This window comes from Streptomyces sp. NPDC002793, assembly GCF_040295485.1.
Lineage (GTDB): Bacteria > Actinomycetota > Actinomycetes > Streptomycetales > Streptomycetaceae > Streptomyces.
Genome location: NZ_JBEOVL010000005.1, coordinates 92,422 through 115,104 on the forward strand (window position 1 = coordinate 92,422; position 22,683 = coordinate 115,104).

General features: G+C 71.7%; 20 protein-coding genes and 1 riboswitch. Of the genes, 10 read left to right on the forward strand and 10 right to left on the reverse strand.

The features are described 5' to 3' along the window. The first annotated feature begins 78 nt into the window (after nucleotides 1–78). From ABT001_RS06630 to ABT001_RS06650, 5 genes are all read left to right on the forward strand, one after another. The gene (locus ABT001_RS06630; RefSeq protein WP_351273280.1) at nucleotides 79–720 is read left to right on the forward strand and encodes a Crp/Fnr family transcriptional regulator; all 642 of its coding nucleotides are present in this window, start codon (nucleotides 79–81) and stop codon (nucleotides 718–720) included. Nucleotides 721–928: 208 nt separating this feature from the next. Next, the gene (locus tag ABT001_RS06635) at nucleotides 929–1,837 is read left to right on the forward strand and encodes a hypothetical protein (protein WP_351273282.1); all 909 of its coding nucleotides are present in this window, start codon (nucleotides 929–931) and stop codon (nucleotides 1,835–1,837) included. Continuing rightward, a complete protein-coding gene (locus ABT001_RS06640; RefSeq protein ID WP_351273284.1) occupies nucleotides 1,834–3,876 on the forward strand; it encodes a hypothetical protein in 2,043 nt (680 codons plus the stop codon). The genes ABT001_RS06635 and ABT001_RS06640 overlap by 4 nt, the downstream gene beginning before the upstream one ends. Further along, entirely contained in the window at nucleotides 3,873–4,781 is a 909-nt protein-coding gene (locus ABT001_RS06645; RefSeq protein WP_351273286.1) for a hypothetical protein, read from the forward strand. Before ABT001_RS06640 ends, ABT001_RS06645 begins: the two co-directional genes overlap by 4 nt. Beyond that, nucleotides 4,778–5,299, forward strand: a complete 522-nt coding sequence (locus tag ABT001_RS06650) for a Pycsar system effector family protein (RefSeq protein WP_351273288.1) — start codon at nucleotides 4,778–4,780, stop codon at nucleotides 5,297–5,299. The genes ABT001_RS06645 and ABT001_RS06650 overlap by 4 nt, the downstream gene beginning before the upstream one ends. A 13-nt stretch (nucleotides 5,300–5,312) precedes the next feature. Here the strand turns inward: ABT001_RS06650 and ABT001_RS06655 are convergent, their stop codons facing one another. Continuing rightward, nucleotides 5,313–5,840, reverse strand: a complete 528-nt coding sequence (locus tag ABT001_RS06655) for a DapH/DapD/GlmU-related protein (protein WP_351273659.1) — start codon at nucleotides 5,838–5,840, stop codon at nucleotides 5,313–5,315. 112 nt (nucleotides 5,841–5,952) lie between these two features. On the opposite strand from ABT001_RS06655, the gene ABT001_RS06660 reads away from it, so the two are divergent. Further along, complete coding sequence (locus ABT001_RS06660) at nucleotides 5,953–6,897, forward strand: LysR family transcriptional regulator (protein ID WP_351273291.1); 945 nt, start codon at nucleotides 5,953–5,955, stop codon at nucleotides 6,895–6,897. A 15-nt stretch (nucleotides 6,898–6,912) separates the two neighbouring features. Here ABT001_RS06660 and ABT001_RS06665 read toward each other — a convergent pair whose 3' ends face one another. Continuing rightward, nucleotides 6,913–8,328 carry an oxygenase MpaB family protein gene (locus ABT001_RS06665; RefSeq protein ID WP_351273662.1) on the reverse strand — a complete coding sequence of 472 codons (1,416 nt, stop codon included), beginning with the start codon at nucleotides 8,326–8,328 and terminating at the stop codon, nucleotides 6,913–6,915. A gap of 98 nt (nucleotides 8,329–8,426) precedes the next feature. Then, the gene (gene uppS / locus ABT001_RS06670; protein WP_502967436.1) at nucleotides 8,427–9,116 is read right to left on the reverse strand and encodes a polyprenyl diphosphate synthase; all 690 of its coding nucleotides are present in this window, start codon (nucleotides 9,114–9,116) and stop codon (nucleotides 8,427–8,429) included. Between the two features lie 349 nt (nucleotides 9,117–9,465). On the opposite strand from uppS, the gene ABT001_RS06675 reads away from it, so the two are divergent. After that, nucleotides 9,466–10,110 (forward strand): dihydrofolate reductase family protein, encoded by a 645-nt coding sequence (locus tag ABT001_RS06675; protein ID WP_351273664.1) that lies wholly within the window; start codon nucleotides 9,466–9,468, stop codon nucleotides 10,108–10,110. Between the two features lie 82 nt (nucleotides 10,111–10,192). Here the strand turns inward: ABT001_RS06675 and ABT001_RS06680 are convergent, their stop codons facing one another. From ABT001_RS06680 to cobN, 5 genes are all read right to left on the reverse strand, one after another. Next, the gene (locus ABT001_RS06680; protein WP_351273296.1) at nucleotides 10,193–10,660 is read right to left on the reverse strand and encodes a DUF4234 domain-containing protein; all 468 of its coding nucleotides are present in this window, start codon (nucleotides 10,658–10,660) and stop codon (nucleotides 10,193–10,195) included. Nucleotides 10,661–10,860: 200 nt separating this feature from the next. After that, a complete protein-coding gene (locus ABT001_RS06685) occupies nucleotides 10,861–11,271 on the reverse strand; it encodes a VOC family protein (protein WP_351273299.1) in 411 nt (136 codons plus the stop codon). A gap of 5 nt (nucleotides 11,272–11,276) precedes the next feature. After that, nucleotides 11,277–11,726: a helix-turn-helix transcriptional regulator gene (locus tag ABT001_RS06690; RefSeq protein ID WP_351273302.1), complete on the reverse strand. Its 450-nt coding sequence runs from the start codon at nucleotides 11,724–11,726 to the stop codon at nucleotides 11,277–11,279. 187 nt (nucleotides 11,727–11,913) lie between these two features. Then, nucleotides 11,914–12,669, reverse strand: coding sequence for an IclR family transcriptional regulator (locus ABT001_RS06695; RefSeq protein ID WP_351273305.1), 756 nt, complete (start codon nucleotides 12,667–12,669; stop codon nucleotides 11,914–11,916). Nucleotides 12,670–12,737: 68 nt separating this feature from the next. Further along, a complete protein-coding gene (gene cobN / locus ABT001_RS06700) occupies nucleotides 12,738–16,337 on the reverse strand; it encodes a cobaltochelatase subunit CobN (protein ID WP_351273307.1) in 3,600 nt (1,199 codons plus the stop codon). Between the two features lie 92 nt (nucleotides 16,338–16,429). Then, nucleotides 16,430–16,504, reverse strand: a riboswitch (cobalamin riboswitch). A 160-nt stretch (nucleotides 16,505–16,664) separates the two neighbouring features. Here cobN and cobG point away from each other — a divergent pair. From cobG to ABT001_RS06715, 3 genes are read left to right on the forward strand one after another with little or no spacing between them, the layout of a single operon-like run. Then, nucleotides 16,665–18,002 (forward strand): precorrin-3B synthase, encoded by a 1,338-nt coding sequence (cobG, locus tag ABT001_RS06705; RefSeq protein WP_351273310.1) that lies wholly within the window; start codon nucleotides 16,665–16,667, stop codon nucleotides 18,000–18,002. A 53-nt stretch (nucleotides 18,003–18,055) separates the two neighbouring features. Then, nucleotides 18,056–18,682 (forward strand): precorrin-8X methylmutase, encoded by a 627-nt coding sequence (locus tag ABT001_RS06710; protein ID WP_351273312.1) that lies wholly within the window; start codon nucleotides 18,056–18,058, stop codon nucleotides 18,680–18,682. Further along, nucleotides 18,679–20,208 carry a precorrin-2 C(20)-methyltransferase gene (locus ABT001_RS06715; RefSeq protein WP_351273315.1) on the forward strand — a complete coding sequence of 510 codons (1,530 nt, stop codon included), beginning with the start codon at nucleotides 18,679–18,681 and terminating at the stop codon, nucleotides 20,206–20,208. Before ABT001_RS06710 ends, ABT001_RS06715 begins: the two co-directional genes overlap by 4 nt. A 45-nt stretch (nucleotides 20,209–20,253) precedes the next feature. On the opposite strand, the gene ABT001_RS06720 is transcribed toward ABT001_RS06715, so the two are convergent. Together ABT001_RS06720 and ABT001_RS06725 are read right to left on the reverse strand one after the other, a co-directional pair. Beyond that, nucleotides 20,254–21,828 carry an alpha-1,2-mannosidase gene (locus ABT001_RS06720; RefSeq protein WP_351273317.1) on the reverse strand — a complete coding sequence of 525 codons (1,575 nt, stop codon included), beginning with the start codon at nucleotides 21,826–21,828 and terminating at the stop codon, nucleotides 20,254–20,256. Between the two features lie 99 nt (nucleotides 21,829–21,927). Beyond that, nucleotides 21,928–22,674 (reverse strand): cobalt-precorrin-6A reductase, encoded by a 747-nt coding sequence (locus tag ABT001_RS06725; protein WP_351273320.1) that lies wholly within the window; start codon nucleotides 22,672–22,674, stop codon nucleotides 21,928–21,930. Nucleotides 22,675–22,683: the final 9 nt, after the last annotated feature.

Consider the following 22,683-nt stretch of genomic DNA (forward strand, 5'->3'; position numbering starts at 1 on the left):
TCGCCGGGTCGGCAGTGGAGGCGGTCGCGGCAGCGTAGAACTCAGGGCAGGCAGGAGCGCGGCGGGGAAGGGCAACAGGTGCTGTCGGACAAGGCATGGCACGATCTCCGGGGCCAGGGGCCGACCCGCGCCTTTCGCGAACGCAGTGTGATGCTGAGGCAAGGTTCTACGGGCACGCACTTGCTGGCCCTCACCGCCGGCCTCGCCAAGGTCGTCCGACGGGAACCGGACGGAGTCGTGACCTGGCTGGCCTTCCGGGGGCCGGGTGACCTGCTGGGAGAGGTTTCCGTCTTCCACGACACCCCGCGGACGGCGGAAGTCGTGGCGCTCACCCCTTGTACGGCTGTCGTGCTGGAGGCCGAACGGTTCCGCCGTTTCGTCGAGGATCACGGACTCATCATGGATCTGATGCGTCAGGCCCTGTCCCGGCTGCGGGAGTCGGACATACACCGCACCGAGCTGCTGACGCTGCCGCTGATCGTCCGGCTCGCCCGAGCCCTTCTGAGGCTGGTCGAGCTCAATGCCTCCGGCACCACGTCGGGTGTCGTACGGCTGACCGGCCTGAGCCAGGAGGAGATCGCCCAGGCGATCGGGGTGACACGCAACGCGGTGATCACCGGGCTGCAGCGTCTGCGCGACGCCGGCGCGGTGGAGACGGCCCGCAGAGTGATCGTGGTCAAGGACATGCAACTGCTGCGGAACTGGGCCGTGAGCGCGTAGGGCACCTGCGCCCCACTCCAGGGATCGCCCAGGCCGATCAGGCTTGCTCGTACCGCTGACAGCCAGTCGTTCACATCCGTCTCCGCTGTGACGTGGACCACCTCCTCAACGCCCTGCTCTGTGCAGTCGGACCGACCGAACCGCCGGATGCTCGGAGCAGCCGGCCGACGGCCTCGTCACCGGCCCCACCGTCCACGAGGAGACACCGATGTTCACACCCATGCCCGCACCCCACGCCGAGAGCCGTCCGCTCCCTCCCTACCGGGCTCTGTTCGCCGTCGACGCGAAGGACTTCACCGGCCTTCCCGCCGTGCAGCACGGCCCGGTGAGCCGGCTGATCCCGGAACTCGTCGACCAGGCACTGGAACGCGCTGGCCTCCATGAGCTGCGCGACTCGAAGCGGTTTCCGGCCAATACCGGAGACGGTGTGGTCTTCGGCTTCGACCCGGCGCTGCTCCCCTTCGTCCTCTGGCCGTTCCTGGGAGTCCTGGACGACGTCCTGGGTGCGTACAACAGGCAATGCGTCGGTCCCCGCATCCGGCTCCGGGCCAGTGTGCACGTCGGTCCCCTGCCGGACGCCGACAGCCCCGGTGACGGCAACGGCACGGCCCGGAACGACACGCATCGGCTGTTGGACTCCCGCCCGGTCAAGGCCATCCTCGCCGCGTCGAGCGAAGAGGTCACGCATGTGGTCGCGATCATCTCCCAGCGCGTCTACGAGGACGCGGTGGTCGGTGCCTACACCGGCCTGCACCCTGATCGTTGTGTCGAGGTACCGGCCACGGTGGAGGGCACGGCCTTCTCCCAACGGGCGTGGTTGTACGTGCCGTCTCCGTCGGGGAACCTCCTCCAGGCCGGCGTAGGACCGCGCGAAGAGTTCACGGAGCAGCCGGACGCGTCGGCCGGTCAGGAAAAGGATCCGGCGGCTCCGTCCGCTACGCGCTACAGCGGCAACACCCAGCGTGTGGGTGAGGGCGCCGCATTGATGGGGAACGTCGGAGGGGACTTCACGTACACCGGCTCCTCGACCTCGTACAACGGCACCAACCAGCACTGGGGAGGCGGCGACAACGTAGCGGGCGACAAGCGGGTCGGCGAGTCCGGAGACCGCCGGTGAGCACCGACCCGAACGCGGCCCGAGCCGCACCCGACCCGAGCGCCGAAGGCAGGCCGGGCCGAGGAGGCGCCTACCGCGACAACCAGCAGCGGCTGGACCAGGGCGTCGCGGTCATGGGGGGCATCGGGGGTGACCTGACCGTGATCACGGGCACCCATTTCGATGAGGCCGTCACGGACGAGATCCTCAAACCTCGCCTGCGCGAAGGCCCCTACCCGGCGGATGACGTCCACACCCGCTTACGCGGCTTCGTCGAGCCGCCGACCTACACACAATGCAGGAAGACGCTGGACAGCCGGCTCCTCGTCCTCCGAGCCCGCGGCAGCTCAGGAGCGAGCACCACCGCGTTCGCACTGCTGGCAGAACGACACGGGGCCCACGGTATGACCGGCCTGGACTCGTCGGAGGATCTCGCTCGTTGGCGTCCCAGGGAAGCGCGAGGTTACCTGCTCCAAGGGTTGCCCTCGGAAACCGCTGACTCGCTCGGCGAAGTCGGACTCACTGCGCTGGCCGACCTGTTGCGTCGATCGGGTGCCCACCTGGTCATCACGGTTCGAGCAGAGGTGGCCCTTCCCCGTGACACGATTCCCTGGCAGGTCGTCCACCGCCCGCCGCCGTCGGCCGACGTAGCTGCCGAACTCCTCGGTGCCATGGCTCGGGCGGGTGAGATCACCCCCGAACAGGGAACCGAGGCGCTGGGGCACCTCGGTTCAGCGGACTTCGCCGGTCACCTCCGCTCCCACCCGCTGCCCCAGGACGGTGTCGAGGTGGCACAAGGGCTGCGCGACCTCGTCACATCGGGGAAACCCAGCACGTCCGTACTCGACGAACTGCAGGCCGGCAGCCTCGCGGCGGCTCGCAGGGCGCTGGCGGAAGCGGGCCACCGGGCCGACGGACTCTCCCTGATGGCGGCGATCTCGTTGCTGGCCGGACAGGACCGGACGGTCGTCGAGGAATTCAGCGCGACTCTGCGCCCTCTCATCGAGGAACGCGGCGGCCAGGCCACCGTCGGGCAGGAACCACCGGCACGCCGTGACCTGCTGGGCCCGGCCTTCGAGGATCGGTTGGAGGCCGTCGGCGCCCGCCTCCTGCCCGCTCGTTCCACGGCGGCACGGCGCTACCCCGTCCAGCCGGTCGTCTTCTCCGGGCGACACCGGTCGGACGCCCTGCTCCGGTGCCTCTGGCTGGACTACGAAGGAATGGGTCCGCTGTTGTGGAAGGCCCTGGACGAGGCTCCCCGTCACAGCGGCATCGACCTGGCGGCAGGCCGTGCCATCGGAAGGGCTCTGGCACACGCGACAGGGCCGAACACTCTCCGCCAACTGATGCCCTTCGCCGCCTCGGACACACGATGGCGCCGTCGTCTCGTGGCCTACGCGCTCGGAGAGATGGCCCAGCGACCTTCCCTCACGGGGTCGGTACGGGAGCAGCTGCGCCACTGGAGCCGGGCTGTCCCCGTACCTCTCCGCTGCACTGTCGCCGAGACCTGCGCGGGCAGTTACGGCCTGGCCCACCCCGCAACCGCTCTGAACCTCCTGGACTCCGCTCTCGACAGGCTGGAGAAGGATCTGGATCGCGGACTGCGTGCCGCGGTGTCCTTCGCTCTCAGCGTTCTTCTCTCCGAGAAGACCAACCACGCGCTGGTCCTCGATCGGCTGCGGTCGTGGCAGACGGCGGGGCCGGGCACACAGCACCACGCCATGGCGGTGTACGTCATCGATTCGATGAGCCGCACGACGTTCCCTCCGGCAGGCGCGCCCGGCCTGGAGCGCCTTCGGCTCGCAGACCTGCTCGCCGAGCATTTCGATCGGGCCTTCGACCTGGTGGTCACGGCCCTGAACGACCCCGCAACCTACGAAGTGACCGCGGAGTGCCTCTCCCTGATCGAGAGCGACCCGCACATGAGCCGGCGGACCACTTTCCCCCGGCTGCTCGGTGCCCTCTTCGGTACGGCCCGGAGCCACCGCGGCGTCATGCGTTTCGTCCTAGGCCGCCATCGCGCCAACGCGTTCCCTCCGGCAGAAGGAGTCGTCTCATGACCGGCCCGCTCATCTCCTCCCTGAGCTCCTCACCCGCCTGGGAGCTCTTTCGCCACCGCCTCGGCATGACGACCGACCGGGCCCTGGTGTTCCTCTCGGACGGCGGGGACGACGGGATGGTGCCGCCCCGCAGCGGCGACCACTGGGGATATCCGCGCCCGACCATGCGGGCCGTGCGTCAGGGGGACTTCTACGACATCGTGTGGGTCTCGCTCTCGGAGCGGCGCATGTCGGTCGACATCCCCCGCCGGCCTCCGAAACCCCCTGCTCGCTACGGAGTCGCCTGGAGGATCAGCAACCCGGTCCTCGCGGCCAGAAACCAGATCACCGAGGAGCGGGCCCGGCACCTGGTAGCCGGTCACGTCAACGAGAACGCGGCCCTGCCCGGCACCGCGGACCCGTTGCGGAGCCCGCCGCCCCACTTCGGTACGACGGAGGTCACGCCTCCCGGCCGCCCCCAGGTCATCGACGGCTTCGGACTCACTTACTGGTTCCTGGACCCACCGGCCGCGTTCCTGCCCACTCCTGGCACCGGCGCGACACCGGTTCTCCCCGCCGGATTCGGCGAAGCACACCGCGAGGCATACCGCTTCTATCGGGAGGTCGTCGCCGGCGGCCCCGTCGGACTGGCGGCGCTCTGGCTGTTGCACCAGCCGGAACAGGCACGGGAGGTGCTCGACTGGACAGTGACCCACCGCGGTGTCCTCGCCGACCAGGACAGCTGGGAGCACACTCTCGCCGCGGCGCTCCGGTCACTGACACCGGAGGACAAGGGCTTCGTCGGCGTGAATCTGGCACGGGTGCTGAGTGACGTGGGGCTACCGCAGGGGGACGAGATCCTGCGCGGAATCAGCGGCACCGGCGGCCCGGAGGAAGGAAACAATCCGTACGAGGACTTCCGGTGAGCCCCCGCCGTCGACTGGTCCGCCGTTCAGGGGCGGCGGATCCGGAGCACGTGGTGGAGCTGTCACGTGAACTGATCGCCCAGAATCACGTCGAGATAGGCCGAGCGGACGGCAAGGCGGCCGTACTGCTGGCCACCGGGGGCACGCTGCTCGGGCTCCTTCTGCTCCGCAGACCGCCCGCCGACTTCGGGCCCGGACCTCTGTGGTGGACGGCGACCCTCACCACGACCGTCGCCCTTCTGCTTCTCCTGACAGCGCTGCTCCCCCGCCATGGACCGAGGATCAGGGAGAGCTCGCGCACCCTCGCCTACTTCGACGACGTGGTCGGAGCGGAGAAGCGGGCGGAACTGTCGTCCGAACTCCTCCTCGCCGGAGCCGACCCGCTCCCCCGTCTGTTCCGGGCCCTGACCGCGACCAGTCGGATCGCCCGTGACAAGAACAGATGTGTGCGCGGAGGCGTGCTCATGCTGCTGCCGGCCGTCGTCTCCGTGGGATCCGCGCTGTTCCTCGATGCCTGAAGGCCGGCCGGGCTCAGTCGATCCTCCTCATCACCCGGGCGGGCACTCCGGCGACCACGGTGCCGGCGGGGACATCACGAGTGACAACCGCACCGGCAGCGACCACCGCACCGGCGCCGATGGTCACTCCCTGCGTGATCACGGCAGCCGTCCCGATCCAGACGTCGTCCTCGATGACGATCGGGGCGTAGGAGAGGTACTCGCGACGCTCGGCCAGGGGCAGGGGATGGCCTCCGGTGATGAGGCTGGCCTTCGGGGCGATCATGACGCCGTTGCCGATGCGGATGCCTCCCTTGTCCATGAAGGTGCATCCCTGGTTGACGAAGACGTTCTCCCCGAACGTCGTGTTCAGCCCGCACTCGGTGAAGAACGGCGGGTAGATCACCACCGACTCCGGCAGCGGGCCACCGAACACAACGGAAAGTAGTGCCGCGCGACCCACGCTGTCGCTGAACGGAAGCACGTTCAGTCGAGACGTCGCGTCGGTCACCTCCACGATCCGTTCCGCGTGGCGCGCGAACTCCCGTGTGCGGACGTACATGACCTGCTCTGTGCGGGTGGACATGCGCAGATCCCACCACTGCGCAGGAGTGCGATCAAACAACCCTGCACACACCGGACACAACCAATGGGTGTAGAGATAGGGTGCCGGCGTGGATATCGAAGTGCTGCGGACTTTCGTGGCCATTGCCGGGGCCGGCCAGTTCCAGGCTGCGGCCGACGAGCTGGGGATCAGCCAGCAGGCGGTCTCCAAGCGGATGGCGGCTCTGGAGCGGCACCTCGACGTCACGCTCCTGGTGCGGACCTCCCGGGGCTCCCGGCTGAGCCTGGACGGACAGGTCTTCCTGCCGCACGCCAAGAAGGTCCTGGCGGCCGTCGTACAGGCCGAACAGGCGGTGCGCCCCGGCAGCCGTCCCCTGCGCGTCGATGTCCTTCATCGGCGTATCTCCCCGGCCCAGGCCGTCTACCGGTTCTACCGCTCCCATCCCGGGACGGGCCTGGACGCGGTCACGCTGGGCGAGGAGAACGCCGTCCAGGCCGCCCACGCGGTGCTCGAAGGGACCGTCGACGCGTCCTTCCGTGCTCTGTCGGCAGACCAGGTCCCGGCCGGGATCAGCACCGAACGGCTCCTGGACGCACCCCTGGAACTCCTGGTCGGGCCCTGCCATCCGCTGGCCGGCGCGCACCGGGTCAGACCTGCGGACCTGGCGGGCCACCGCATCTGGATCCCCGGGATCAGGCCGGGCACGGAGTGGGCGGCGTTCTACCGGTCGCTGTCCGAGGCCTTCGGCTTGAGCATCGACGCGCTCGGCCCCCACTTCGGTGACGAGGCCCTGATGGACGCGCTGGCCGACTCGTCCTCGCTGGCCACTCTTGTCGGCAGCGGGGACCGGTACCTGTGGCCCGAGACCCACGACCTGCGGCGCATCCCGTTGCACGATCCGACCCCGGTCTACCCGCACGTGCTGATGTTCCGCGAAGGAGACCGGCATCCCGTGCTGACCGCGCTGCGCGATCATCTGCGCACCGCGGGCCCGCGCACCCCGCACGACGTGTGGACGCCGGACTGGGTGGACGGCCGGCCCGCCGACCGGTGAAGGACACGTGACGCCCTACGCCTCGGAGAGCAGCGGGTCATAAGGGGTCGACCGCCTGCGCCCCGACATGAAGGACAGGAAGTCCCGCACGAACGCGCTCCGGGAGCAGCGCCCTTCGGCGTCCCCGACGGATCGTCCGAAGCCTCTCCTGAACAGGGCCCGGTACTCCTCCGCGTCGATGAACTGGTCCCCGTCCGCGTCGGTGACCTCGAAGAGGACCTCGGCGACCCTGATCAGCGCCGGTCCTGCCAGGGAGGGGGCAACGGCCGCGTACTCCTCCCCGCTCACCCGGCCGTCCCCGTCGCTGTCCAGGGCCGTCTGGAGCTCCCTCCACCATGCCGCGAACGCGTCGTACAGCCGGGTCTCCTCCGGCTCGTCCAGATCGAGGCGGGAGCAGATCTCCCGGGCCATGGCGGCGAGATCGGGCCAGTCCAGATAGCCGTCCCCGGTCTGGTCCAGCACCTCCGTGAAGAACTCGTCGGCACTGCGCCGGCTCTCGGTCCCGGCCGTGCCGTCCTGTTGCGCCGGCACCGGTACGGGCCTGATCAGCCGCAGCAGTGCGCCGGCCCGTTTCCCCCGGGCGCGCAGAGTGGTGAGCGTCTCGGCCCAGGGGCCTTCGGCGCCCGGTGACAGCTGGAGCAGACCGACGACGTTCTCGGTCTGGAGCCAGCCGTCGGGCAGCGCGCGGGCCAGCCGGGCGGCCATGTAGGCGCTCTGCATCAGCGTCTGGGCCCCGGGGATCTCGGGAAGCCCCGCCCGCCGGCGGAGGGCCTCGGGGAGGGAGGCCACGGTGACGGTGCCGATGACCGGTCCCGCCAGCGCACGGCCGGTCGCCCAGAGGGTGGGGAGGCCCGCGAACAGCGGTGGCGCCGGGAGGTGCTCGAAGAGCCTGTAGAGGATGATGCCCAGCGCCTCGGTGTTCTCCAGTTCCTCCGCGACCATGCGGTCGTAGTACTGCCAGAACTCGGGCAGGGTCGGCGGGAGGTGACCCGCCTCGTCCCCCAAGGCGGCCAGGAAGGCCTGGAATTCGGCGTAGAGCCTCTCCATCGTGACCTGGTCCAGGGGCTGGCCACTCAGTCGGCACATGGTGACCGAGCTCTCGAAGAGCGTGGCGACCACCCAGGCCCGCACCTCGGGGTCCATGGCGTCGTAGGGCCTGTCCCTCGCGTCCGTACCGCTCAGCCGGGTGTGCAGGCGGTTGAGCCGTGCCGCCTCCCGCTGCCGGGTGTCCTCGTCCGCTCCGAACATGCGCTGCAGGCTCACCAGGGTGTTGCGCAGCCGTCGCCACGGGTGCACGACGAAGGAGGAGTTGTCGGCCAGTGCGGCGCCGATCTGCGGATGGGCGGCCTCCAGCACGGTGGCCCTGACGACGGCCAGTGCCCAGCGGGGGTCGTTGAAGAAGCGGTGGAACTGCGCACCGGGGCCGAACAGGGAGTCGGTCGCCGTTTCGGCGGTCTCCTGGCAGGTCTCGCCGTACGGGCCCGTGGTGCCGGGGCCGCCGGTCCGCGTGGGGCCGCTGTCCGTGTTCTTCACCTTCGAGGTTCTCCGTTCGCCGACGAGGTCAGGCCGCCGAAGCGGCGGTCGCGGCTCCGGTAGTCGTGCAGGCATTCAAGGAAGTGGGGCGCGCGGAAGTCGGGCCAGAGCACCGGCGGGAAGACCCATTCGGCGTAGGCCACCTGCCAGAGCATGAAGTTGGAGATGCGCTGTTCTCCCGAGGTACGGATGACGAGGTCCACGTCAGGCGTGTCGGGAACAGGCAGGTGAGCGGCGAAGCACGCCTGGTCGACGGCGTCGGCGGACACCCCGGCACGGATCAGGGACCGCGCCGCCGCGACGATGTCCTGGCGCCCGCCGTGGTCGAAGGCCACGGTCAGCGTCATGCCCCGATTGGCCTCGGTCAGTGTCATCAGGTCGGCGAAGTCCTGGGCCAGGGGGCCGGGGATCCGCGGGTCCTCGGCCCCCAGGAAGCGGCAACGGATGCCGCGTGCGTGCAGCAGCGGCGCGTGTTTACGCACCACGCGGCGCACCAGCCGCATGAGGAAGTCGATCTCCTCGCCCGGGCGCCGCCAGTTCTCGGTGGAGAAGGCGTACAGGCTGAGCCACTCGACCCCGGCCGACCGCGCCACCTCGATGACGTCGATCACCGTCGCCTCGGCCGCGCTGTGCCCCGACGTACGCGGCAGGGACCGCTGCTGCGCCCACCGGCCGTTCCCGTCCATCACGCAGGCGACATGGCGAGGCACCGGGCGGCGCGGCTGGAGAGGGACCCCCGGCAGGGTGGCGCCCTCTTCCCGGGTGCCGACCCCGTCCGCCGGCTCGCCCTTCGCCCGCGCCTGACCGAACAGCCCTGCTCCACCGGATGTCATCGAGTGCCTCCCCTCCGGCCACGGCCGACGCACCACCGCCGCTCCGCACCTTCTGCAGAGTGCCGGTGTCCGGCTCGCGGCACACCGGGATGCCCGCATGTTCACCCGTAGAACGTCAGTCGGAGAGGAAGGTGGATCACCGGCGATGAGTTCGGTCCGCCCGGGCAGTCTCATCACCGTCTACCAGCGCAGGAGGAAGCACGTGGCACAACTGCTCAGGGTCCAGAACTTCACCGTCTCGCAGGACGGATTCGGTGCCGGCGAGCACCAGAGCCTGGAGAGACCGTTCGGCGACGCCGACCCCGGGAAGCTGATGTCCTGGGCCGGTGCCACCGCGAGCTGGCCGAATCGCACCGATCCCGGCGGGAGCCGCGGTCTCGACGACTACTTCACGCGGGACTTCTCGCGGAACATCGGCGCCGAGATCATGGGGCGCAACAAGTTCGGTCCGCAGCGCGGGCCCTGGCCTGACCAGGAGTGGCGCGGCTGGTGGGGGGACGAGCCCCCGTTCCACACACCGGTGTTCGTCCTGACCCACCACACGCGCCCCTCGTTCGCGCTCTCCGACACCACCTTCCACTTCGTCGACGCGGGGCCCGCGCAGGTCCTCGAACAGGCACGTGAGGCGGCGCGGGGCAAGGACGTCCGGCTCGGAGGCGGCGCCACCACCATCCGGCGGTTCCTCGACGCGGACCTCGTCGACACCCTGCACGTCGCGGTCGCACCGGTGCGGCTCGGATCCGGGGTCCGGCTCTGGGAGTCACCCGATGAGCTGCGCGACCGGTTCCACCTCGACGTCGTGCCCAGCCCGAGCGGGGTGACGCACCACCTGTTCTGGCGGAAGTGACCTGAAGGTCCGTCCTGGTCACGCGGATGCGGATGGCCGCCCGACAGGGTCGGGCGGCCATCCGCATCCGTCGGGACCGCTGTCAGGCCGCGAGCGTCACACCGGTGCCGGGCGTGGCGTCCGGGTAGGCGTCGACGATCAGGTTGAGCTGGCGCTGCATGTACCAGACGTTCAGGCCGAAGACGAACGTCAGCCACATGCTCGTGGACGGGCTGCACGTCACCGGCAGGCCGGCTGCGCGCTGTGCGGCCGCTATGGCCTTGCCCGTGTTGCGGAAGGAGATCAGCGGGGCGATCAGGGTCCAGCCCAGGAAGATCAGGACCAGCAGGCTGCCGCCGGGCTTCAGGTCCTGGCGCCGGTCGAACTCCTGCAGCTCCTTGTGGATCTTGAAGTACCACACCAGCTGGTAGATCCCGAGCGTGATGAGCGTCAGGCCGAGCCATACGGCGACGGGACCGCGGCGCTTCATGGCCAGGCCTGACAGCTGCCCTGCGCCGGGGGCGCCTGGGGTGTTCGGTCCGGGCGTGGTGGTGGGCTGAATTTCAGCCATGTGCGTTGCTCCATCTGCTGGTTCTGGTTCGAGCCGGAGCAGCATGGCATCAAGTGTGGGGTCTGTGTGGGTAGTTGGTCGCGCCTTGACAGACCGTCACGATGTCGTGATCAAAACGAGCACCGATCTGTCCCTACGTGCCTACAACCATCGGGACCGTCGGGAGTCCGCCCCCGTGGCCGTCGGGACGGACGCCCTGCTCAGCGCAGTTCCTGGATACGGATCAGGTTGCCCGCGGGATCGCGGAAGGCGCAGTCCCGGACGCCGTACGGCTGGTCGGTCGGTTCCTGGACGACCTCGGCGTCGCCCGTCTGCAGCTTCTCGAAGGTGGCGTCGAGGTCCTTGGTGGCCAGGAGGATCCAGCCATAGGTCCCCTTGGCCATCATCTCGGCGATGGTGCGGCGCTCGTCGTCGGTGATGCCGGGGTCGGCGGCCGGAGGGGCCAGCAGGATGGACGTTCCGGGCTGGTCGACGGGGCCGACCGTGATCCAGCGCATCGTGCCGGCGCCGACGTCCTTGCGGACCTCGAAACCGAGGGTGTCGCGGTAGAAGGCGAGGGAGGCGTCCGGGTCGTCGTGCGGGAGGACGCTGGTGTGAATGGTGATGTTCATGGAAATCACGCTAGCGGCGGTCCAGGAGGGCGGGCTTCTTGATTCCTGACCGGTCGGGTGATCTGTTTCGCCACGCACGGCGGGACCCCCGCCGCCCCGCTCTCCGCCTGGCGGCGGTAGACGGAGGGCGGCATCCCGACCAGTTCGGTGAAGCGGGTGCTGAAAGTGCCGAGCGAGGAGCAGCCGACCTCGAAGCAGACGTCGGTGACGCTGAGGTCTCCACGGCGCAGCAGCGCCATCGCACGCTCGATCCGGCGCGTCATGAGGTAGCTGTACGGCGATTCCCCGTAGGCGAGCCGGAACCGGCGGCTGAGATGGCCCGCCGACATGTTCGCGCCGCGGGCGAGCGCCTCGACGTCCAGCGGTTGCGCGTACTCCCGGTCGATCCGGTCACGCACGCGGCGCAGCCGGACGAGATCACGCAACTGCTCGGTTTCCCCGGGTCTGCTCGTCACCCGCGTGATCGTGCCATGCCGGCCCGCCCGGTGCGGCGCGATGCGCCACGAGGCCGCTTCCCGGGCGCTCCCGTCCGGATCCGACGGTCCGCGGGCCCGGCACCGCCTGTGAGGAACGCCGCATGATCCCGGGCGAGGCACGTTCGGCCCCGAAGGATTCCGCGGGCCGTGAGGACCGAGCGCGCGCTCAGACCGGGAACGAGAGGCCGCGGCTCACCCGGTCCGCCGCCGACAGCAGCATCTCGCGGACCTGTGTGGTCCGGTACATCCTGTCGGCCCGGAAGGAGATGCCCAGCGAGCCGATCGTGTCGCCGCTGTACACCGGCACCGCGATGCAGACCGTGCCGAGGGCGTACTCCTCGCGGTCCATGACGGACGGCGACGGCAGTGCGTCGAGCTGCTGGATCAGCTCCTCGCGGTGGGTGATCGTGTGGGGGGTGAGGTCGTCGAGCATGTGCCGGGAGAAGTACTCGCCGCGCGCCTCCTCGTCCAGCTCGCGCAGGACACACTTGCCGAGGGCCGTGGCGTGACCGGCGTCCTCGAAGCCCACCCACAGGTCGACGCGGGGCGCCCGGGGGCCGTCGACGATCTCGGCGACACGGATCTCGCCCTCCTCGTAGAAGGTCAGGTAGGCGGCCGCCGCGATCTCGTCCCGCAGGGCGGCGAGGGTGGGCCGGACCGCGGCGAGCCGACTCTCCCCCCGGTTCGCGGCACGCAGCCGCTCGACCGTGTCCCCGATGACGTACCCGCCGTCGTCGAGCTTCGTCAGGTATCCGTCCCGGGTGAGCGCGCGCAGCACGGGAATCGCGGCCTCCGGCTCCAGGCCGGCCAGGTGCGCGAGCTGCCCCGCAAGGGCACCGCCCGTATGGGCCTCCGCGGCTTCCATCAGGCGGAACGCCCGCTCCACGGAGGTCAGGAGCTCGGGGCTCGGCTGATCACCCATCCCCCCAGCCTGGACCTGACACGGGGAGGCCGCCACGCAGGGCGCCCTCCCCGTGGCGGCCGGGCCGGTCAGTCCTCGCCCTCCAGGTCGCCTTCCGTCTCCAGGAACACCTGGCGCAGCGCTTCGAGCACCGCCGGGTCGGGCTTCGCCCACATGCCCCGGGACTCGGCCTCCAGGAGGCGCTCGGCGATGCCGTGCAGCGCCCACGGGTTCGCCTGCTGGAGGAACTCGCGGTTCGTCGGGTCCAGGACGTACGTCTCGGTCAGCTTGTCGTACATCCAGTCCGCGACCACGCCCGTCGTCGCGTCGTACCCGAAGAGGTAGTCGACCGTCGCGGCGAGCTCGAAGGCGCCCTTGTAACCGTGGCGGCGCATCGCCTCGATCCACTTCGGGTTGACCACCCGGGCACGGAACACCCGGGACGTCTCCTCGACCAGGGTGCGGGTACGGACCGTCTCGGGGCGGGTCGAGTCGCCGATGTACGCCTCCGGGGCGGTGCCCTTCAGCGCGCGTACGGTCGCGACCATGCCCCCGTGGTACTGGAAGTAGTCGTCCGAGTCCGCGATGTCGTGCTCACGGGTGTCGGTGTTCTTCGCCGCCACCGCGATCCGCTTGTACGCCGTCTCCATCTCGTCCCGGGCCGGGCGCCCGTCGAGCTCACGGCCGTAGGCGTAGCCGCCCCACACCGTGTACACCTCGGCGAGGTCGGCGTCCGTGCGCCAGTCGCGGGAGTCGATGAGCTGGAGCAGCCCGGCGCCGTACGTCCCCGGCCGGGAGCCGAAGATACGGGTCGTGGCGCGCCGCTCGTCGCCGTGTTCCGCCAGGTCGGCCTGGGTGTGGGCCCGCACGAAGTTCTGCTCGGCGGGCTCGTCGAGCGAGGCCGCCAGGCGTACGGCGTCGTCGAGCAGGCCGATGGTGTGCGGGAACGCGTCGCGGAAGAAGCCGGAGATGCGGAGGGTGACGTCGACACGGGGGCGGCCGAGCTCCTCGTACGGGATCGCCTCCAGCCCGGTCACCCGGCGTGAGGCGTCGTCCCAGACGGGGCGTACGCCGAGCAGGGCGAAGGCCTCCGCGATGTCGTCGCCCGCGGTGCGCATCGCGCTGGTGCCCCACAGGGACAGGCCGACCGAGGTGGGCCAGTCGCCGTTGTCGGCGCGGTACCGCTCCAGGAGGGAGTCGGCGAGGGCCTGGCCGGTCTCCCAGGCGAGGCGGGAGGGTACGGCCTTCGGGTCGACGGAGTAGAAGTTGCGGCCGGTCGGAAGAACGTTGACCAGGCCCCGGAGCGGGGAACCCGACGGGCCGGCGGGGACGAAGCCGCCGTTCAGCGCGTGGACCGCGTGGTCCAGCTCGTCGGTCGTCGCGGCGAGGCGGGGCACGACCTCACACGCGGCGAAGTCGAGGATGTCGGCCACGGCCTGCGGGTGTCCCTCGGCCACGCGTGCGACGGCGGCCGGGTCCCAGTCCGCGTCGTCCATCGCCTGGACGAGCGCGCGGGCCTGCTCCTCGGTCGCGTCGGCGGCGGTGCGGGTGGCCGCGGACTCGTCCAGGCCGAGCGCCTCGCGCAGCCCGATCAGTGAGGTCGTACCGCCCCAGATCTGGCGGGCGCGCAGGACGGCGAGGACCAGGTTGACGCGGTCCTTCCCGGCCGGCGCGCTCCCCAGGACGTGCAACCCGTCGCGGATCTGGACGTCCTTGATCTCACAGAGCCAGCCGTCGAGATGCATGATGAACTCGTCGAAGCCCTCGTCCTCCGGCCGGCCCTCCAGGCCCAGGTCGTGGTCGAGCTTGGCGGCCTGGATGAGGGTCCAGATCTGGGCGCGGACGGCCGGCAGCTTGGCCGGGTCCATCGCCGCGATCTGGGCGTGCTCGTCGAGGAGCTGTTCGAGGCGGGCGATGTCGCCGTAGCTGTCGGCGCGCGCCATCGGCGGTACGAGGTGGTCGACGAGGGTGGCGTGCACCCGGCGCTTGGCCTGGGTGCCCTCGCCCGGGTCGTTGACCAGGAACGGGTAGACGAGGGGGAGGTCGCCCAGGGCGGCGTCGGGGCCGCAGGCGGCGGACAGGCCGGCGTTCTTGCCGGGCAGCCACTCCAGGTTGCCGTGCTTGCCGAGGTGGATCATCGCGTCGGCGCCGAAGCCGTTGTCGTCGGCGGACGCGGCGATCCAGCGGTACGCGGCCAGGTAGTGGTGCGAAGGCGGCAGATCGGGGTCGTGGTAGATCGCGATCGGGTTCTCGCCGAAGCCGCGCGGCGGCTGGATGAGGATCAGCAGATTGCCGCGGCGCAGGGCCGCGAGCACGATGTCGCCCTCGGGGTTGCGGGACCGGTCGAGGAACATCTCCCCGGGCGCCGGGCCCCAGTGCCGCTCGACGGACTCGCGCAGCTCGGCGGGGAGCGTGGCGAACCAGCGGCGGTAGTCGGCGGCGGGGATCCGGACCGGGTTGCGGGCCAGCTGCTCCTCGGTGAGCCACTCCTGGTCGTGGCCGCCGGCCTCGATCAGCGCGTAGATCAGCTCGTCGCCGTCCCCGGAGACCAGGCCCGGGATGTCCTCCTCGGGCCCGAAGTCGTAACCCTCGGCACGGAGCCTGCGCAGCAGGGCGACGGCGCTGGCGGGGGTGTCGAGGCCGACGGCGTTGCCGATGCGGGAGTGCTTGGTCGGGTACGCGGACAGGACGAGCGCGATGCGCTTCTCGGCTGCCGGGATGTGGCGGAGCCGGGCGTGGCGTACGGCGATGCCCGCGACCCGGGCGGCGCGCTCGGGGTCGGCGACGTACGCGGGCAGACCGTCCTCGTCGATCTCCTTGAAGGAGAACGGCACCGTGATCAGGCGGCCGTCGAATTCGGGGACGGCGATCTGCGTGGCCGCGTCCAGCGGGGAGACCCCCTCGTCGTTCTCCTCCCAGGCGGCGCGCGGGCTGGTCAGACAGAGCGCCTGGAGGACCGGGACGTCGAGACCGGTGAGGGCGCCCGCGTCCCAGGATTCGTCGTCGCCGCCGGCCGAGGCGGTGGCGGGCTTGGTGCCGCCCGCGGCGAGGACCGTCGTCACGATGGCGTCGGCGGCACGGAGTTCGTCGATGAGCTCGGGCTCGGGGGTGCGGAGCGAGGCGACGTACAGGGGGAGGGGGCGTGCGCCCGCGTCCTCGACGGCCGTGCAGAGCGCCTCGATGAACGCGGTGTTCCCGCTCATGTGGTGCGCGCGGTAGTAGAGCACCGCGACGGTCGGACCGGTGACGTCCCGGGCGGTCCGCTCCAGCGGGCCCCACGCGGGGGCCGGGGCGGGCGGCTCGAAGCCGTGCCCGGTGAGCAGCACGGTGTCGGAGAGGAAGCGGGCCAGCTGGTCCAGGTTGGCGGGGCCGCCGTGCGCGAGGTAGGCGTGCGCCTCCGCCGCGATGCCGATGGGCACCGTGGAGGCGGCCATCAGCTGGGCGTCGGGGGCCTGTTCACCGGTGAGGACGACGACGGGACGGCCGGTGGCCAGCACCTGGTCGAGCCCGTCCTGCCAGGCGCGCACGCCGCCGAGGAGCCGCACGACGACGAGGTCGGTGCCCTCCAGCAGCTGCGGGAGCTCGTCGAGGGGGAGCCGGGAAGGGTTGGCGTAGCGGTAGCTGACCGGGCCCTGTGAGGCGCGGGCGCTCAGCAGGTCGGTGTCGGACGTCGACAGGAGCAGGATCATGCGGCGTCAGCCCTTCCTCGGGGTGTCCACGCCCCGGGCAGTTGTCGGATCGGGTCTCCCCTGCTCGCGCGGAGCCGAGAGCCCGGGGAACGGAGTTCCTGACTCGCGCGGCCGGTGGGCCGGGCTCACAGTGGCGGGACCGCGCCGGATTCTCACCGGGCTTCCTCCGTGTCGCCGTCTGGCGATGGCGGACCGGACGGACCGCCACCAGGCATAGTAGGCGGCACATGGGGGGTCCTGACCAGACGGCCCCCGCCCCGACCAGGGCGGCTGCGGGTGTCCCGTACGTCACAGTGACCGTAGGGGTGGGCCACGGTCACGGTCGGTATGCTCGCCGCCATGTCCGCCTCCTCCCCCACGACCTCACCCGCGGTAGCAGGTGAGGTCGTTCCGTCCCGGTCTCCGGGCGACGCGTGTGCCCGGAGCAGCGGCGACGCCTGCCCCGGCGCGCTGCGGCTGCACGCGGCGGACGACGGAGCGCTGGCGCGGATACGCATACCCGGCGGGGTGCTGACGCCCCACCAGGCGGAGGCGCTGGGGCAGGCCGCGGAGCGCCTCGGTGACGGTGAGCTGCATCTCACCTCCCGTGGAAACGTCCAGCTGCGCGGGCTCGCGCCCGACTGCGGAGCGGAACTCGCACTGCTGCTGAGCCGGGCCGGGCTGCTGCCCTCCGAACGCCATGAGCGTGTACGCAACGTGGTCGCTTCCCCGCTCTCCGGGGTGGACGGCCTCGGGGCCATGGACGTCCGGCCGTGGCTGACCGGGCTGGACCGGCTCCTCTGCGGCAGCGACCTGGCCACGGAGCTCTCCGGACGCTTCCTGTTCGCGATCGACGACGGCCGCGGCGACGTGGACGCCCTCGGCGCCGACCTCACACTCATCGGCCACTCCGACGGAGACGCCCTGCTGCGCGTCGGGGAGCGTGACGCCGTGCTCCGCGTGCCCGCCGCCGACGGCCCCCGCGCCGCGGTCACCGCCGCCGAGGCCTTCCTGGACACGGCCCGGGACACCGGCGCCTGGCGGGTGAAGGACCTTCCGGCCGACGCTGCGGCCACGCTGCCCGACGACGTACGGCGACGGCTGGAACAGGCGGGCGTCTCCGCCACCCCCCGGTCGCGCCCTCGTCCCCCCGAAGCCCTGCCCCCCACCCCCGGCCGCGTCCCGGGCGGCGGCCGTGAGGCCGCGCTGTCCGTCGGCGTACCGCTGGGGCGGCTGGACCTGGCGCAGTGGCGGCTGCTGTCGTGCGGCGGCGGACTCCGGCTCACGCCCTGGCGCGGAGCCGTGGTCACCGGCATCGCGGCCGACCGCGCGGACGGGCTGCTGGGCGAACTCTCCGGCGCCGGTCTGATCACCGGGCCCGACTCCCCCTGGGGCGGCGTCGGGGCCTGCATCGGACGGCCCGGCTGCGCGAAGTCGCTGGCGGACGTACGGGCCGAGGCGGGGGCCGCCGTCGGACCGGCCGGACGGCTCCCTGTGTACTGGTCCGGGTGCGAACGCCGCTGCGGCCATCCGCACGGGGAGTGGATCGACGTGGTCGCCACCCCCGGAGGACACCGGGTCTCGCACGTGCGGGGAGCCGTGAGCACCGAAGCCGCGACGGTCCGGGACGACGATCCCGGCGCGCTCGCCGCGACCGTGGCGGCCGCCCGGGGCACACGCTCCTGACCGCCACGCACCACCCCCTGTCCGACCGGTTCGATGAAGAAAGCGACAGCACTGTGCACCAGTACGAGAAGGACGGACCGGCGATCTACCGCCAGTCCTTCGCCACCATCCGCGCGGAGGCGGATCTGGCAGGGCTGCCCGCCGACGTGAGCCAGGTCGCCGTCCGCATGATCCACGCCTGCGGCATGGTCGACCTCGTACGCGATCTCGCCTTCTCGCCGAACGCGGTGGCCGACGCCCGCGCGGCCCTGCGCTCCGGCGCGCCGATCCTGTGCGACGTGGCGATGGTCGCCAGCGGTGTCACCCGCAAGCGGCTGCCCGCGGACAACGAGGTCATCTGCACCCTGTCCGACCCCGCCGTCCCCGCGCTGGCCGCGAAGCTCGGCACCACCCGCAGCGCCGCCGCCCTGGAGCTGTGGCGGGACCGGATGGAGGGCGCGGTCGTCGCGGTCGGCAACGCGCCCACCGCGCTCTTCCGGCTGCTGGAGATGATCGAGGAGGGCGCCCCGCGCCCCGCCGCCGTCATCGGTGTGCCCGTCGGTTTCATCGGGGCGGCCGAGTCCAAGGAGGCCCTGGCCGCGCACCCGTCCGGTCTGGAACACCTCGTCGTGCGGGGCAGGCGCGGCGGCAGTGCCATCGCGGCCGCCGCCCTCAACGCCATCGCCAGCGAAGAGGAGTGAGCGTGCCCGAGCAGCAGCGGACCGAAGGCACAGGGCGGCTGTACGGGGTCGGGCTCGGCCCGGGTGACCCGGCGCTGATGACCGTACGGGCCGTGCAGATCATCGGCGAGGCCGATGTCGTGGCCTACCACTCCGCCCGGCACGGCCGCTCCATCGCCCGCTCGATCGCGGCGCAGCACATCCGCCCCGACCACATCGAGGAGGCCCTGGTCTACCCGGTCACGACGGAGACCACGGACCACCCCGGCGGCTACCGGGGAGCACTGGACGAGTTCTACGCCGAGGCCGCCGCCCGACTCGCGGCGCACCTGGACGCCGGGCGCACCGTCGCCGTCCTGGCCGAGGGCGACCCGCTCTTCTACGGCTCGTACCAGCACATGCACAAGCGCCTCGCGGACCGTTACGACACCGAGGTCATCCCCGGGGTCACCTCGGTCAGCGCCGCCGCCGCCCGGCTCGGTACGCCGCTCGTCGAGGCCGAGGAGGTGCTGACGATCCTTCCGGGCACCCTGCCGGAGGAGGAGCTGACGGCACGTCTGGCGGCCACGGACTCCGCCGTGGTGATGAAGCTGGGCCGCACCTTCCCTGCCGTGCGCCGCGCCTTCGAGGCGTCCGGCCGGCTGTCCGAGGCGCGGTACGTCGAGCGCGCCACCATGGCCGGGGAGCGGACCGGCGACCTGGCGGACACCGACGCGGACTCCGTGCCGTACTTCGCGGTCGCCGTGCTGCCCAGCCGGATCGACGCGCCCCGGCCCTCCCCGTCCCCGGGCCGGGACACCGGTGAGGTCGTCGTGGTCGGCACGGGGCCGGCCGGGCCGCTGTGGCTGACGCCCGAGACACGCGGGGCGCTGGCCGCCGCTGACGACCTCGTCGGCTACACGACGTATCTGGACCGGGTGCCGGTGCGGCCGGGGCAGTCACGGCACGGCTCCGACAACAAGGTGGAGTCGGAGCGCGCCGAATTCGCGCTCGACCTCGCACGCCGTGGCCGCCGTGTCGCCGTGGTCTCCGGAGGCGACCCCGGGGTCTTCGCGATGGCGACGGCCGTGCTGGAGGTGGCCTCGCAGGACGCCTACACGGACATCGCGGTGCGGGTGCTCCCCGGGGTGACGGCGGCGAACGCGGCCGCCGCTCGGGCGGGCGCGCCACTGGGCCACGACTACGCCACCCTCTCCCTCTCCGACCGTCTCAAGCCCTGGGAGGTCATCGCCGAGCGGCTGCGCGCGGCGGCCTCGGCCGACCTGGTGCTGGCCCTCTACAACCCCGGCTCCCGCAGCAGGACCTGGCAGGTCGGCAAGGCGCGCGACCTGCTGCTGGAGCACCGCTCCCCGGACACGCCCGTGGTCCTCGGCCGCGACGTCGGGGGGCCTGCGGAGAGCGTGCGGACCGTACGGCTCGCCGATCTCGACCCGGCCGAGGTGGACATGCGCACGATCCTCATCGTCGGGTCCTCGCAGACCCGCTGGGTACGCCGGGGCGACGGGCAGCAGATCGTCTGGACGCCGCGCCGCTATCCGGAGAGCTGACAGGACGGGGAGACCGCGGCGTACGCCGTGGTCTCCCCAGCCCGCTCAGCCCTCCCGGACCCAGGCGGCCATCTTGTCCATGGACCGGGCCGCCTCGGCCAGGCTGCGGGCCGCCCGGTCGAGCTCCTCCGCGAGCCGCGCCGCCTGCTCGGCCTTCTTCGCGAGCCGGTCCGCCCCTTCCGCGCCCACGGTCTCCGCGTCGGGGGCCGCCGGCGCGTTGACGGCCGTCCCCCGGTAGCCGATGGGGCCCTCGTTGTACCGCTGGTAGTAGCCGCTGAATTCGACCGGTCCGGTGCCCGCGAACCGCACTCCGGAGAGCTGTACCTCACCGGCGCCCCCGTTGCCGGTGATGTCGAGGCGGTAGCGGGTGAACGGAGCGGCCGTGGCCCCGCCGATCCGGAACGTCCGGGCCTCGAAGCGCTCGGTGAAGCGCTCCCCCGACCGGGAGTCCAGCTCCGTCCAACTGCCGCCGTCCGTCGAGCCGTAGAGCAGCCAGTCCCGGGGGTCGCGCTGCGGGAAGTCGTTGGCCGAGGTCAGCGTGTACGACGTGAGGGTGACGGGACGCTCCCACCGGAACTCCACCCAGGCCTGGGCCTCGCCCGCCAGCCACTTCTCCTGCGAGGCGTGGAGCAGATGCTCCGCGATCTCCCCGGCGGCCCAGTACTGGTCGCTCGCGTCGACCACCGACGCGTCCGCGGTGACGTCCGCCGCCGCACTCGCACCGTCAGGGCCGATGCGCAGCCCGGCCACACCCGAATTGCCCCGCTGGTCACGCCAGGTCACCCGCTCCACGGGGACCGAGCCGTCGTCGACGAGGAGCCGCAGCTCGTCGGAGGTGTGCCAGCCGCCGCCCCACCCCTCCTCGGTCTCGAACCGGTGGACGTGTACGTCCTCGGTGCCCTCCGGGAAGGCCCAGCGTCCGGTGATCCTGCCGCGGAGCTCCGCGAGCGTGCCGTCGGCGGCGCGGTGGTGCCCGTGGAAGTCGGACATGTTGGTCTGGAAGCTGATCGCCGACTCCGCTCCGTCCGCCGTGCGCCACCCCAGCTGCGCGGGCAGCGACTGTTCGCCCCGGTCGATGTGGAACAGCAGGCGGGGCCCGGGCTCCCAGGAGGAGGTGAACGGCGCGCAGCGCTCGGTCGTGTAGGCGAAGACCGTGTGCCGGGCCGCGTCCGCCGCCATCGCGCGCTCCGAGCGGCCACGCTCGTAGACGGAGTCGAGCGTGACGCGGTAGAGCCAGAGCATGCTGCGCGCGTCGTCCGCCGTGCGTATCTCCAGGGTGTTGGTGCCCGGCCGCAGCAGATGCCCCGGCACGGCGAACACGTTGTCCTGCGGCAGATCACCGCCGCCTGGCACGGTCAGGCCGCGGACGAGCACGTGCTGGTTGACCACCAGGTCGACCGGGGCGTACCCGGGGGAGCGGCCCAGCTTGGACACCAGAGCGGTCACCTTGAGCGTCGCCTCGCCGATCTCCTCGTCGGCGTCCACCTGGAAGTCCAGCGCGACCCTCGCGCCGGCGCTCATCGCCAGGTGCGAGGAGGCGGCATGGCACGCCTCGTACGTCGTGCCGCAGTTGGACACGCGGGCCGGTGTCGTGGAGAAATCGGCGAACGTGGGTTGCATGCACGGCTCCTGAGGTCGCGTCACGCTCTCCGCGCGGCGCCGGTGAGTAGGTCGGTCCCCACGCTAATGACGCCCACTGACAATCCCGGTCTGCCCCGTTCAGGGGAGGAGGGACCGCAGCAGGGAGAGGGCCTCTTCCGGCGTCCCCGCCACCGGCACACCCGGCGGCGCCGGTGGCCGCCCGACCACCACCACCGGTATCCCGGCCTCCCGGGCCGCGGTGAGCTTGGGTGCGGTCGCGTCGCCTCCGCTGTCCTTCGTGACGAGCACGTCGACGCGGTGCCTCCGGATCAGCTCGCGCTCGCCCTCCAGGGTGAACGGCCCCCGGTCCAGCAGGACTTCCATCCGCGCCGGACACGGGGCGTCGGGGGCGTCCACCGAGCGCATCAGGAACCACAGGGAGTCCAGTGGCGCGAAGGCCGCCAGCCCCATGCGTCCCGTGGTGAGGAAGACACGCGATCCGAGTCCCGGCAGCAGCTCCGCCGCGCCCGCGAGGGAATCGGTGAGGTGCCACCGGTCGCCCTCGACGGGCACCCAGCCGGGCCGCCGGAGGGCCAGCAGGGGAACATGGACGGTGGCGGCGGCCGAGGCCGCGTTGAAACTGATCGTTCCGGCGAAAGGATGGGTGGCGTCGATGACCGCATCCACATGGTGTGCGCGGAGCCATCCGGCCATGCCCTCGGCGCCCCCGAAGCCGCCGACGCGCACCTCTCCGGGCGGCAGCTTCGGCCGGGCGACGCGCCCCGCGAGTGAGCTGGTCACCCGGACCCCGTCGAGGGCCACCAGGGCCTCCGCGAGCCGGCGGGCCTCCGTCGTGCCGCCGAGGACGAGTACGTGCAAGGGCATCGGATCGGT

Bases quoted from the DNA above. Each gene is read 5' to 3' on its own strand.
- ABT001_RS06695 (WP_351273305.1), bottom strand. From the start codon at position 12,669: ATGGGTGATCAGCCGAGCCCCGAGCTCCTGACCTCCGTGGAGCGGGCG.
- uppS (WP_502967436.1), bottom strand. From the start codon at position 9,116: ATGGACGGGAACGGCCGGTGGGCGCAGCAGCGGTCCCTGCCGCGTACG.
- ABT001_RS06680 (WP_351273296.1), bottom strand. From the start codon at position 10,660: ATGGCTGAAATTCAGCCCACCACCACGCCCGGACCGAACACCCCAGGC.
- ABT001_RS06725 (WP_351273320.1), bottom strand. From the start codon at position 22,674: ATGCCCTTGCACGTACTCGTCCTCGGCGGCACGACGGAGGCCCGCCGG.
- ABT001_RS06685 (WP_351273299.1), bottom strand. From the start codon at position 11,271: ATGAACATCACCATTCACACCAGCGTCCTCCCGCACGACGACCCGGAC.
- ABT001_RS06645 (WP_351273286.1), top strand. From the start codon at position 3,873: ATGACCGGCCCGCTCATCTCCTCCCTGAGCTCCTCACCCGCCTGGGAG.
- ABT001_RS06655 (WP_351273659.1), bottom strand. From the start codon at position 5,840: ATGTACGTCCGCACACGGGAGTTCGCGCGCCACGCGGAACGGATCGTG.
- cobG (WP_351273310.1), top strand. From the start codon at position 16,665: ATGCTCGCCGCCATGTCCGCCTCCTCCCCCACGACCTCACCCGCGGTA.
- ABT001_RS06635 (WP_351273282.1), top strand. From the start codon at position 929: ATGTTCACACCCATGCCCGCACCCCACGCCGAGAGCCGTCCGCTCCCT.
- cobN (WP_351273307.1), bottom strand. From the start codon at position 16,337: ATGATCCTGCTCCTGTCGACGTCCGACACCGACCTGCTGAGCGCCCGC.
- ABT001_RS06720 (WP_351273317.1), bottom strand. From the start codon at position 21,828: ATGCAACCCACGTTCGCCGATTTCTCCACGACACCGGCCCGCGTGTCC.